This is a genomic window from Paenibacillus dauci (genome assembly GCF_000971985.1).
Classification (GTDB): Bacteria; Bacillota; Bacilli; order Paenibacillales; family Paenibacillaceae; genus Saccharibacillus; species Saccharibacillus dauci.
This window is the reverse complement of sequence record NZ_LAQQ01000001.1, coordinates 1,250,988-1,265,122: the sequence shown is the minus strand read 5'-3', so window position 1 is coordinate 1,265,122 and position 14,135 is coordinate 1,250,988. Positions and strand designations below refer to the sequence as shown.

Here is a 14,135-nt window from a genome sequence, read left to right as displayed (position 1 = left end):
TTTTTCAGTTTTCGATGATTTACACGCTTCTCCATATCAAAAGGGACCTGATCTTTGGATCGGGTCCCTTTTGCGGTTGCTGATTATTTATTTACTCAATGAGTTGTGGAAATAAGATCAACAGTAGAAGACAATTATCAATGATTCGATAGACCGCCGCTTTCTGCCCGTGTAGTTTCCCGAGTTCGGTATGCGTCTGTCTCCAGTCCGATTTCCGGGAAGACTTTATTCAGGTCAGGGAACTTGGCAAGAATCTGCTTATTGTCCGTACGCAGATCCATTTTGCTGTAATCGTAAAATCCTGCCTGTCCAACGGTATTGATAAAGTCATTGCCTGTTATCGTAGTATCTCCTTTTTTGGGAACAACGACACTTGGTGTGTTAACGAGCATATTGTCCATCATTTTGGTTCCGTTTGGATATTCCGGATGCCAGCTTGGATCCAGAATGCTTCCCCATAATGTATGGTCATATCCGTATTTTTCCTGAAGTGTTTTACCATATTGGGCCCATGGATTGCTGTCTGGATTCATCTCGCGCAGCTGATCAGCGAAAATACTCTTGACCCCGTGGGTCTTTTTATCACCGCGCTGGTCGATCTGAATCATGTTCGAATCTACAACCAGATTATTTTTGGCAATATTATCATGACCATTCAGCAAAATACCTTTGGTGGAACCCTGAATAATATTGTACTGGTAATTGTCTCCGCTGTCCGCACCATCGGAATAGAAGCCATTGGAGCGCTTATTATGATGGATAAAGTTATAGCGGAGTACATTGCCATAGGAAGCCCAGTCCTGCGCCGTATAGAACGCACCGGTATCGCCTTCGATCAATGAAGTATTGTGTACCTCATTATATTCAAAAGTCAGATTGTTGCTGTATACATAACGTACAGCATCTTTGGGTACATCATGCATCAGGTTATGGTCAAATGTGACGCCAACCGAGTTACGAACCAGAATCGGCTCCAGATGAGTCAGTTCACCTACATGATGAATATGATTGTTGGTTACACGACTGTTGGCTGCCGTCAGGCTTTTACGATCACCAGCATCATTGACACTGATTCCGAATCCGCCCAGTTCATAAATATCGTTGCTCTGGATCAAATTGGAGGAGCCGCCTACATCGAGAATACCGCCATTCCCCAGGTTGCGCAGGGTATTGGCAGCCAGTGTGATATGATCACTGCTTTTGAGTTCAATTCCGTTGCCCATGCTGCCTTCAATTGTAAAGCCCAGCAGCTGCACATAGGATGCATTCCGGAAAGAAACGACCGGATTCTCATTGTCGGCAATAATAATATTCAGGTTCTGGATTTTGCCGCCTTTTGGATAGTAATAAAGCTTGTGATCCTTGAAGTCGAGAGCCCATTCGCCGGGCTGATCAATTTCGTCCAGATAGTTGAGTGCCCGCCATTCTTCAATACCTGTTCCGATCCGGTAAGGAGCACGGATCTTGGCAGTATATTCTGAATCAGATGCTGACTCATAGACATTGGCACTTACCGTCTTGGCATCATAGACATCCTTGGTTACTGCCGGCTGTTTGATACTCTCATCCGGATAATATACAGGCGAAGGCTGCTCACCGAGATAGGTCACCGGTGAACTGGTCTTAGAACGGTCTGCCTGCAGAGAAGCGGAGGTATCCGCTGAGGTACTGTTCTTCTTCGGAGCAGTCGATTCTTCTGCAGAAGTACGATCTGTATTCGAAGCCTCCGCTGCATCGACAGGAGCAGCCAGCGACTGAAGTGTTACCGGCTTGGCATCTTCTGCTTCCTGCGCAGGGTCTGCAGTTTCGGTCTTGAGCAGGGAGTCATCGGTCAACTCTTCCTTAAGCTCGACAGACTTGGTTGTACCGCCTTCCTGATACATTGTATACGCTGTACTGGATGTATCTACATCATGCAGCGCATCGTCAGCTGAAGGAGGCGTAGTCAGGGACTGCTGATTTTTATACGTATCGGCCAGAGCGGATGTGCTGTTGCGATAATCGACAACCGCTTTGCTCCACTTGGAGCCCATTCCGCCATCCGGAATATCCTTCAGGGTGATAACGTGGTGCTTGGTATCAATTTCCTGAACCGAGCTGGTTATTGGACTCCATACGGTTCTCCAGAATCCTTTGAGATAAAGGGGATGACCGGTTTCCAGTGACTTTTTCCAGCGTTCGGAACGGTTGGTTCCATCCAGATCCAGCGTATTGGTTGTATCATCGTTCTCGGGAATTCCGCCTTCCCCGTAATAAAAGGATTTGGCATCGGCAGAGCCGTTGATAGTCGTCCAGCCTTTACGATGATTGTTCACCGATTCTCCCGGATTCGGCCACTGGGAGATGGGCTGGCGTTCACCATTGGCAATCAGATCAACAATACCCCATTGCTCGGTAAAAGAAGTGCCTCCTCTAAAGTGAAAAATATGCTTGAATCCTTTTTGAGTCATATCCAGCTCATACAGATTGTTGGCATAGACATTGGGATGAACCCTGGCTACTGCGTCCTTGCTGAGCGGCTTCCAGTCGGATGCCGGCACATGTACACCATTAGTGAGTGTCACATGTTCGCCGGGATAACTGCGATAGATAATAGGTCTGTCTGCTGTACCGGAATCCTGGTCATTCAATTCCAGAGTAGAAGTCTCATATTCTCCGCCTTTGATCCAGACGGTTATTCCATGCTCGGGCAGTTTACCCTTTAGCGCACGGATAACATTTCTTGCCTTCTCCAGAGTGGCATATGGTTTAGCTTCGCTGCCATCTCCACTTGTATCACTACCGGAAGTTGCAACATACAGATTCATCCCGGTTGCTGTTACCGCTCCGCTGCTCAGTACGGCAGTCCCCTGGATGGTTGCCTGTTCGGCAATCGCGTAGGGAACGACCGTCGCACTGGACAGCGCGAGTACAGTCGTAAGCGATACAATTTTTTGAAACGTTTTCATGTGTATGAATTCCCTCCATTCTCTTTGTATGCGAGTAATCGGAGCAATAAGGTGTCCCCGTCATGATGCAGTACCTGATTTATAATCTGCAACCACCTCCTTCACAGAATCATTCGACCAAGGCCATTATATATAATAAAAGATTGTCGAGAAATTAGCAAAAACAAAAAAATATATCATTAAATGTAAAAATAGTCTCATAAAATTAATATAAGTGTTTCTTTTTTGTAACCATTTGAGCATAGCTTGTTCAATGTTGTCAAGTTTAGGAGAAAAAATGGTTCGATTGAACAGTAGTAACAAATGCGTATTATCCGTGTATAATACGGTCTGCCATTTAAAAATTAAACAGTGATGATAAAGGAAAAGTCAGGAAAATCCGAATAACTATAATAGCAAATATACCCTTTTGCCCTATGTAATAGTGCTGCATTCCTATCGGCTCTACCAACTTTTATGAAACTTTATAAGTGCATAATGAATACTTGATTTTTATACCCAAAAAAAGCCGAAATCCCGGATGAACAGGACTTCGGCTTTCTGGAGTCAAGGAAATGAAGAAAAAAGATAGTCGTTATGAGTACAAGATAGCTATGCTCTGGATTACAATCTATTCAGTAAATTGAATTAACGATTAGTTAAGCCTCCGGACTGTGCACGAGATATTACTTTGGTACGGTACTGATCCTGTACCAAGCCGATTCTTGGAAAAATAGTGTTGAGTCCGATGAATTTCTCCTGAATTTGTGGGTTGTTGGAGCGGAAATCCATATTTTTGGCGTCGAAAAACTGAGCATCAGCGATATTAGTGAAATTCAGATTATCTTTTACGGTAAAAGTACCATTTTTCGGAGTGGTCACTGCACCGCTTTGAACAAATACATTGTTGGAAATATTGGATCCGTTCGGGAATTCAGGATGCCAGTTTGGATTCAGAATATCTGCCCACAGATTGGTAGTATAGCCATAAGTCGCTTTCAGATCTTTACCGTACTGCAGCCATGCGCCGGAAGTCGGATTTTTACTGATCAGATTCTGGGCATAGGCGCTGGTAGCAGTGTAACCGCGCTGAATACCGCGATCATCGATTTGTCCTGCTTTTTGCGTATCAATTACCATGTTATTGCGGGCCAGGTTATCATGTCCGCCACCCATCAGGAAGCCGGTCTGGGACTGTTGGATAATGTTTTTGCTGACTACATCGCCACTGTCTCCATCATCAAAGTAGAACCCGTTGGAACGTTGGTTGTGGTGGATAAAGTTGTAGCGCAGTACGTTACCGTATGAAGTCCAGTCTTGTGGTGTGTAGAAAGCACCTGTATCACTTTCAACCAGAGAGCTGTTGTGCACTTCGTTGTATTCCATCAGCAGATTGTTGTTAGAAGGATATTTGATAGCCGCTTTTGGGGTATCGTGCACCAGGTTATGATCAACAATAACACCAACCGATTCACGAACTACAATACCTTCAAGGCTGGACAGTGTACCGACTTTGGAAATGTGGTTATTGCTAATTTTGGTATTGGAATTGGCCAGTGTTGCACGGTTGCCAGAGTAACCGACTGTAATTCCACTTGCGCCAACTTCAAATACATCGTTACTTTGAATGATATTGTTGTTGCCATAATAATCTACAATGCCGCTTCCGGTTACATAACATACATTGTTGCCGGCGATTGTGATATGGTGAGAGCGTTGCAGTTCAAATCCATTACCCATACCACCTTCGACGTCAAAGCCGAGAAACTGGATATATGCAGCATCATTGAATTTGACGATGGATGATTTATTGTCGGCGATAGTTACGATTTGTTTGCTCAGATCGCCTGTAGGATAGTAATAGATTTTACCGTCTTTAAAGTCCAATGCCCATTCACCCGGTACATCGATTTCGTCCAGATAGTTGATGGCTTTCCATTCTTCCAAGCCACTGCCGACACGGTAGCCGACGCTTGTATCAGGAATAAATGGCTCGTTGGCAGCTGTCAGGCTATATACGCCGGATGTGACAGTAGATACGAGTGGAGGAAGAGCCAGAGAAGGGGTTCCGTATACATTGGATGACACGCCATCATTGGTAGAAGACAGGTAGGTAACAGGTGATTGTGGAGTGAGTGAAGTAGAGGTGCTGTATACATTGGCAGTAACACTGGAAGGGTTGAGGGTACGATTGGTATTTACAACAGTCGGACTGAATTTGTCGCCCATGCCGCCGCTTGGGATATCTTTGAGGGAGATGATGGAATCTGCAGGATAGATAGCGCTCACTTTACTTGTTACCGGGCTCCATGCTGTTCTCCAGAACCCTTTGAGATAAAGGTCGTGTCCCTGAGCGATGGATTTTTTCCAGCGTTCGGCACGGTTAGTGTTGTCGGCATTCAGATCATCAGTCGAATCGCCGTCTTCTGGAATACCGCCTTCGCCATAGTAGAACGACTTGGAATCGGCTGAACCATTCATTGTCACCCAACCAGCGCGATTGGAGTTGATGGATTGGTTTGCGTTGGGCCACTGGGCAATTGGTTGGCGGATACCGTCAACGATCAGATCGGCGATGCCCCATTTCTCGGTAAATGTGCTGCCACCTTCAAAGCCTGCGATGTTCTGGATACCCAGAGCCGCTGCATCAATCTCACGCAACTGGCTGGCGTTAACAGCAGGATTTACACGGGATGCTGCATCAGCGCTAAGTGGTTTCCACATTGTAGGATCAATACCTTTACCGGTAGTCAGGTTGACTGTTTCACCAGGATAGCTACGATAGATGACTGGTTTGTCTGCTGTGCCGGAATCTTGTGGGAACATATCGAGTGTGGCTGGAAGATTGTACGTTCCGCCTTTGACCCATACGGTTACGCCACCGGTTGGCAGAACGCCTTTATAAGCACGTACAGCCGATCTTGCTTTAGTGATGGATTTATAGGGTGCGTCTTTGGTTCCTTTACCTGTAACATCATTGCCTGTCAGATCAACATAGATATTGGCACCTGTCTGAACGATATTGCCGCTGCTGATCATTCGTGCAGAGGCTGCATAAGTTGTTTGAGTTTGTACTGGCAGGAAGCTAACCAGTAATGCTGCCGATAAAGTGAATGCTGTCCATTTTTTGAAGTTCATCATGATGTATTCCCCCTGATATTATAATTCCGGTATCTGCCCGGTAAATAAATTGAAAGGTAAGAACATTTTTACTTAACCCGTGAAAAGAAGAGTAAAAGTTGGAACGTTCAGCCTCGTAGCTGAATGACCATTTTGTCGAATGACCGGGTACAAAGGAGTAGAGATGGTTCTACTGGCTTATCGTTGCTAGTAGTTCATAGGTGAAGTAAAAATGTTCCTTTCGACATAATTTAGTATATTACAACTTTTAAAGGCTGATAACCGCCTGAACTTCTTATTCTTTATTAGAGGAAATAGAGTAAATTAATAGGACATATAGTATCTAATTCCTATTACATACCAAGCAAATGCCTAATTGGGACCTTATAGACGATTTAGCTCCCTGTATATTCCCATAGATAGGAACTTCTCTACATGCAAAAAGCCCCCGGAATAGTCCGGAGGCATAGTAAAAGGCCTAGTAATAGTACGGATAGTAATATTAACTCACAGGGTTAGCGTACGACGGGACGATAGGAATCCTTGAAAAGTCCAATCTGTGAATAGACTTGATTGATATTGGGGAACACGGAGAGGACTGCACGATTCTTTGTCTGTGGATGTACAGAAGAATCACTGTTGGCGAATCCTTCCAGGTCAGTTAGCCGAATATTCTGAATTCTGGTATTGTGCGCAATCATGACGACTCCTTTTTTCGGACCTGCAATCATTCCGGTATCCACAAGTATATTATCGAAGAACCTGGTACCATTCGGATACTGGGGCTTCCATTTAACATCCAGCACATCCGGCCACAGGTGATGAGTATTATAACCGTATGTTTTGGCGAGGAGTGTACCGTAGCTTTTCCAGGGTTCTTGCATCGATTTCATCTTTTGTAGTAGAAGCCCCTGTTCACTATTTGGTGAATAATTGCGTTCAATACCCCGGTCATCGATCTGGATGGAATAGGAATTGATAATCAGATTGCTGTGAGCCTGATTATAATGACCACCGCCAAAAAGAAAAGCCTTGTAGACATCACTGACAACATTATTATAGTAGGTGTCTCCGCTGTCTCCGTCATCAACATAGAATCCGTTAGCGAATGGACTGTCATCAATATGATTGTAGCGTAGCACATTTCCATACGAAGACCAGTCCTTTGCTGTATAAAAAGCACCCGAATCGCCATCAGTTTGGGAAAAATGATGAATCCGGTTGTACTCGAACAGCAGATCATTATTAGAAATGTAACGGATACCATGTTTCGGCATATCATGCAACAGATTATGCGTAACGCGGACACCAATCGATTCACTGATAATCATGCCTTCTAGATGAATCAGATTTCCAATACGATAGATGTGATTATTTACAATTTGTGTATTGGCAGGAATAAGCTTCATTCGATCACCCGCTTCGCCGACACTGATCCCGAAGCTTCCTGTTTCATAGATATCATTGCTGCGAATATCATTGTCATGTCCATGATAATCGAGAATACCACCACCAGCGACATTACGCACTGTATTGCCTGCCAGTGTAATATGATGGGTCTGCTCCATCTCAATTCCGTTGTCCATTCCGCCTTCAATAGTCAGATCAACCAGCTGGATATGGGAACTATTGAGCATTCGAATAATGGGACCGGAATGATCAGCAATAATGATATCCTGTTCAGCGATTCTGCCAGAGGGATAGTAGTACAGTTTACGATCATGGAAGTCGAGAGCCCACTCTCCGGGAGTATCAATCTCATCCAGAAGATTGATCGCCTGCCACCCTTCGGTGCCGCTACCTACCCGATACACCTGAGCAGTTACCGTAGAAGGCGGCTCAGCATAGACATTATTATGAACAGTGCCTAACTCATAATCGATATGGATTCCTTTCTCGTAAGGGTCAGATTCTCCCCGGTAGGTACTACCAGTTACCGAAAGAAAGCGGGTCTCCTGAAAGAGCGCTCCGGGAGCGTCCGGACTCCATTTGGACCCCATGCCGCCTTCGGGTATATCAAGCAGCCGTATCGTATTTTGTTTCACGTCGATCCGTTCCACCTTACTCATGACCGGATCAAAGTCGGTCCGCCAGAATCCACGCAGATACAGATCATGTCCCTGCTGCATGGAAGCTGCCCAGCGGGTACTGCGCATGCTGCCATCTGTATCCGTATCATTGATAGTGATACCATCGGTTGGATGACCTCCAGGTCCATAATAAAAAGACTGGGCATCAGCAGAGCCGTTCATGGTCGCCCAGCCCGGTAGACCACCGCCAACTCCCTGGTCTGGATTCGGCCATTGAGAGATGGGTTGTCTGGTTCCATTTACGATCAGATCCGGAATCCCCCATTCCTGAACAAATGTCGTACCTCCGGGAAATCCATCAATGTTCTTGATATGAAGTGCTTCCAGATCCAGTTCTCGCAGTTCGCCTGCAGACACTCTAGGGTGAACGCGTGCAGCAGCTTGGGGATTGAGTGTTTTCCAGGCAGCAGCCGGGATAATTTTGGCAGTAGTAATAGTTGCACGCTCACCGGGATAACTGCGGTAGATTACCGGACTGCCGGGAGTCCCGGAATCCTTTTCCAGAAGCTCCAATGGACCGGTAAGAGTGTATTCCCCTTTTCGCAGCCATACGGTTACCCCACCGGGGGGACGCTGCTTGTACGTATTTCGGACAATAGATTGGGCTTTGGACAGTGTGCGATAGGGGCGTTCGAGGGTTCCATTATTGATCGTATCACTTCCAACTGTAGATATGTAGATATTAACCGTTGTTACAGGAGACATAGGCGATTGTGATGAGTCGGATTCAGTCGAAAAAGCAGCTTCACCATCAGCAGCATGTACAGGGATCGTTCCAGACAACAACAGGCTGGTCAAGAGACACAACGATTGCAGTACATAATGACTGCGTTTCATAATTTCACTCCTATTCATAATTGATATTGAATGTGCGATACTGATGTCTGACAACAGGGACAGAGACAGTGGCAATTACGGTTACAATTACGATGAAGTGTTGCTTGGCAATTATATACTGAAATCTGGGTCTTTGATACGGTTTTAACTGTAAAATACAGGTAATATTACTAATATCCTCATATATATCATTTATTCCACATAATTATACGTATTTCCTCATCGATTGGTCAGCTATGTATCATTTGCGAATAGGTATCAAGCGACAAGGATGCGAAAACATTATAGGGTATCAATAAACCTTCTTGATGATAGACATGCCAAAAAGCCCTGGATTAATCCAGGGCTTTGGTTTGAGACTCAAGCTGCTATTCTACTTGTTAGTTGGAGCAGCCTTGTGACTCAGGATCGATCAGGAGTGTGAATCGGGTGCGGAGTGGTTGCTTAATCCATTGTATTGATTGCGTGCAACCGGCTGAACACGGTACTGATCCTTGTAGAGCCCGATTTCGGTAATTACTTTGTTGAGTGAAGGGAATTTGCTAAGAATCGCCTTGTTCTGGGTTCGAAGATCCAGATTGTTATAGTTATAGAATCCAGCCTCATTCAGCGTATTCAAAATGACATTCCCCTGAGCGGCCACATCGCCTTTTTTGGGAATCTTGATTGTTGCTCCGCCCACCATTACGTTATTATTCAGTTTGCTACCATTCGGGTACTGTGGATTCCAGCTGGCGCTCAGCACCGAGCTCCATAGATTGCCTTTCATGCCATACTGTTTGGCGAGTTTCTCACCATATGTTTTCCACGGTCCACTCATCGGATGGAAGCCGCGGAGAAGCTTGGCATATTCGCTGTTCAGTCCATAATTCAGACTATCAGAGCGGTCATTGATCTCCATCGATTCGGTCTCAATCAGCAGATTGCCGATCGCGACATTATGATGACCATTTTCCACGATAAAGGCACGCTTGGTATTCTGGATAATATTGTTCTGATACGTGTTACCGCTGGAACCTCCATCGGCATAGAATCCATTGGAGCGCTGATTATGATGAATCATGTTATAACGAAGTACATTGCCATAGGAAGACCAATCCTGGGCCGTATAGAATGCACCGGTATCACCTTCAACGAGCCCTGTATTATGTACCTCATTGTACTCAAATAACAGTTTGTTGCTAAAGGTGTAACGAATCGCATCCTTAGGCACATCGTGCAGCAGATTATGATCGATCCGCAGTCCAACCGACTCGCGTATAATCAGAGGCTCCAGATGGATGAGTATTCCTGTATTGTAGATATGATTATTGGTGATTCTTGTATTGGCAGCAGTTAATTTGGCTCGGCTGCCTGCCTTGTTGACACTAATGCCAAAGCTGCCGGTATCATAAATATTATTACTCTGAATCATATTCTGACTGCCGCCGGAATCGGTAATACCGCCGTTGCCCATATTGTGTATGGTCAGTCCTGCCAGTGTAATATGATTGCTGTTCTGTACATTGATAGCGTTGCCCAGCCCATTTTTGAGTTCAAATCCAATAAATCGGAGATGGGAGGCACCATTAATACGAATAATCGGATCTGTACGATCGGCGATTACCGTGTTCATTTCCTTAATAGGTTTGGGCGGATAATAATAAATTTTACCGTCTTTGAAATCCATAGCCCATTCACCGGGTTGATCGATTTCTTCCAGCAGATTGAGCAGTCGCCATTCTTCGCTGCCGTCACCTATACGATAATGATTATCGGCAGTTGCTTTATTGGCAACCGCACTGAATTTGGAGCCGATTCCGCCCGCTGGTGTCTGAGACAGATGAATAGAGCGAGAAGAGGGCTGAATCTCATTGAGGCGTATCGTTGCCGGACTCCAGACGGTACGCCAGAATCCCTGCAGATACACACCATGTCCAGTCTGAATCGCTCTTTGCCAGCGTGCCATTCGTCCCAGATTACTCGTATCTTTGTTCTGTTTATCATCATAGTAAAAAGAGTTCTCATTTACGATACCCGAGGCAACCGCCCAGCCTGCACGATTACCAGCAGAAGCATCATCTTTGTTGGGCCATTGGGAGACCGGCTGCATCGCATCGCTGGCAATCAGCTGCAGAATGCCCCATTTTTCGGTGAAATAATCACCACCGGTAAAGCCCTGAATATTCTGGAATCCCAGCTTTTTCACATCCAGCTCCATAAGTTGGCCAGGTTGAATCGCTGGATTCACACGCTCGCGTGCTTCTGCGCTAAGTGGTTTCCAATCGGACGGATTCACGGCTGTTCCGTTGGAGAGCGTGGCTACTTTGCCAGCGTAGGTCCGATAAGTGATCGGTGCCTGAACCGTTCCGGAATCGGCAGCTGTCCATTCGAGTGTAGCAGTGACATTATAATTGCCTTCTTTTACCCAGACGGTAGCTCCACCGGATGGCAGCGGCTTGCTGCGTTTGCGCAGATCATCGCGAGCTGCTTGAATCGTAGCGTAAGGATGCTGCTGGCTACCATCCTGATGCTGCGCATTGGCTGAACTATCCACATACAGATTGATTGGAGTAGAGGGGTTTTCGCCGCTATCAAGCGCACCCTGTCTGGAATCTGCGTGCTCACCCTGCCATAAAGGGAATAATAAGAGCAGGATCAGACCGCTCATCAGTACTACATACTTTATGTTTTTCACCTGCAATACCTAACCTCCCTTTTTTTCTTATTAAAGGTAGTATATGAAGGGAAGAACAGCAGTGTCAATTTTTTGGATGGTTAAACGGCTTAGTCTTTGTACCTGTTTGTTAATTCACCAACTGAATCAAAAAAGAAACCAGTCCGCAGGTAGCAGTCTGGTTTCTTCTATAAAAGCATTTTATGCATAACGACAAAGGAGTTTAGTTACGGTTGGTTAATCCGCCAGTCTCTGCACGGGTCACCACGCGGATACGGTAAGCGTCCTGCTGCAGACCGATTTGCGGGAAGATGCTGTTCAGGTTAGGGAACTTGGACAGAACTTCGGAATTTTTGGAACGCAGGTCCATCTGGTTGTAATTGTAGAAAGAAGCAGAGCTTATGCTATCGATGGTGCTGTTGTTGGCTACAGTGTAATCGCCATATTTGGGCTTGATTACACTGCCTACCTGAACAAGAGCGTTATCGATAATTTTGGAGCCATTGGAGTATTCCGGACGCCATGCAGGATTCAGTATATCGGACCACAGATTGTCGGTATAACCATATTTGGCTTTGAGCTGGGCTGCATAATTCAACCATACACCTGATGTTGGATTCTTGTCGCGCAGTGTATCAGCGAAGATACTGCTCACACCATAGTTTTGGGTGACTGTAGCGCTGATTGCCAGGGTATCGCTGCGATTCTCGATCCGTGCTGTATTGGAAGCGACAATTACATTGTTTTTGGCAATATTATGGTGTCCATTCAGCTGCAGTGCACGATCAGATCCCTGGATAATATTGTTGTAGTAGTTATCGCCGGCATCGCTGCCATCTGCATAAAATCCATTGGCGCGCTGATTGTGATGGATAAAGTTATAACGCAGATCATTACCATAGGAAGACCAGTCTTGTGCAGTATAGAAAGCACCTGTATCGCTTTCCGCGAGTGCCGTATTATGAACTTCATTATATTCAAAAGTCAGATTGTTATTCCGCTCATAACGCATAGCGTCTCTTGGCACATCATGTACCAGGTTGTGATCGACCCATACACCTACAGAGTCACGGATTACGATACCTGCCAAATGAGCGTGTTGTCCGATATGATGAATATGATTGTTGGTAATACGGGTGCTTGCCCCTGTCAGAGTAGCACGGTCTCCAGCATTACCGATACTGATACCAAAACCGCCAGTGTCATATACATCATTGCTTTTAATCATATTGGAATAGCCGTACGTATCGATAATACCGCCATTACCGACATTCATTACTGTATTGCCGGCGATAGTGATGTGATGGCTTTTTTGCAGATCAATTCCGTTACCGAGAGTATCTTCGATCTGGAAGCCGAGGAAGGAGATATAGGATGCGCCATTCATTTTGACAACGGCGTTTGGTTTGTCTGCGATTTCGACATCCATATCGGCAATATTGCCATTTGGATAGTAGTAGATTTTACCGTCTTTAAAATCGAGTGCCCATTCGCCCGGTTGATCAATCTCGTCCAGCAGATTGAGTGCACGCCATTCTTCGGTACCTTCACCTACACGGTAGACAGGATTCGAGCCGGCTACTTCTTTGCTGAATTTGGAACCCATGCCGCCAGCAGGCATATCCAGCAGAGTGATGCTGCCATCGGAAGTATTGATGCTTTGTACTTTGCTCATGAGTGGAGACCAGAGTGTTCTCCAGAAGCCTTGCAAATAAAGGTCATGTCCTTGTGCAATGGAGTTTTTCCAGCGTTCGGCACGATTGGTTCCATCTGCATTCAGTGCATCTATTGTATCTCCGTCTGCAGGAACGCCATCTTCACCGTAATAAAAAGATTTGGCATCTGCCGAGCCGTTGACTGTAGTCCAGCCGCCGCGCTTGCCGCCTGCAACTTCTTCGGGATTCGGCCACTGTGAGATTGGCTGCAGTTCACTGTCAACGATCAGGTCGATAATTCCCCATTTGTCGGAAAAGGAAGTTCCGCCTGGGTAAGAGTTAATATTGGTAAGGCCAAGGGAGCGGACGTCCAGCTCTACCAGCTTGGCAGCACTGACTTTGGGATTTACTCTTTTCTGTGCTTCACTGTTTAACGGTTTCCAAAGTGTAGGATCTACGGATACGCCGTTGGAGATAATTACTTTTTCTCCAGGATAGGAACGATATACAATCGATTTGCCATTGGTTCCGGAATCGGAAGCTGTTAATTCAAAAGTACCGGTGATTTTGTACGTTCCGCCTTTGACCCAGACAGTGATTCCACCAGCGGGAAGCACTCCTTTTTTGGCACGGATAGCATCACGGGCCTGGGGAAGTGTCTTGAACGGCGTATCTTTGCTGCCATCTCCACCAACAGCTACCGAGCCATCTACATAGAGATTAAGTCCTGTATTCGTAGTAGCTCCACTGCTCAAAGTAGTTACATAGCCATTTAATGTACGATCTGCATATACAGAGGCCGGGGATGCAATAGATCCCAGCACTAATGTACTCATTAGAAGAACAGCTG

5 protein-coding genes are annotated in these 14,135 nt (G+C 45.7%); all 5 read right to left on the bottom strand.

The genetic code is table 11. The annotated features are described in order from the left end of the window. Positions 1–137: 137 nt before the first annotated feature. Positions 138–2,948 carry a right-handed parallel beta-helix repeat-containing protein gene (locus tag WH46_RS12795; RefSeq protein ID WP_046226916.1) on the bottom strand — a complete coding sequence of 937 codons (2,811 nt, stop codon included), beginning with the start codon at positions 2,946–2,948 and terminating at the stop codon, positions 138–140. Positions 2,949–3,575: 627 nt separating this feature from the next. Then, positions 3,576–6,068: a right-handed parallel beta-helix repeat-containing protein gene (locus tag WH46_RS12790; RefSeq protein ID WP_046226915.1), complete on the bottom strand. Its 2,493-nt coding sequence runs from the start codon at positions 6,066–6,068 to the stop codon at positions 3,576–3,578. A 494-nt stretch (positions 6,069–6,562) separates the two neighbouring features. After that, the gene (locus WH46_RS12785; protein ID WP_046226914.1) at positions 6,563–8,974 is read right to left on the bottom strand and encodes a right-handed parallel beta-helix repeat-containing protein; all 2,412 of its coding nucleotides are present in this window, start codon (positions 8,972–8,974) and stop codon (positions 6,563–6,565) included. 412 nt (positions 8,975–9,386) lie between these two features. Then, positions 9,387–11,651: a right-handed parallel beta-helix repeat-containing protein gene (locus tag WH46_RS12780; protein WP_231584331.1), complete on the bottom strand. Its 2,265-nt coding sequence runs from the start codon at positions 11,649–11,651 to the stop codon at positions 9,387–9,389. Between the two features lie 202 nt (positions 11,652–11,853). Then, a complete protein-coding gene (locus WH46_RS12775; protein WP_231584329.1) occupies positions 11,854–14,121 on the bottom strand; it encodes a right-handed parallel beta-helix repeat-containing protein in 2,268 nt (755 codons plus the stop codon). Between the last annotated feature and the right edge of the window lie 14 nt (positions 14,122–14,135).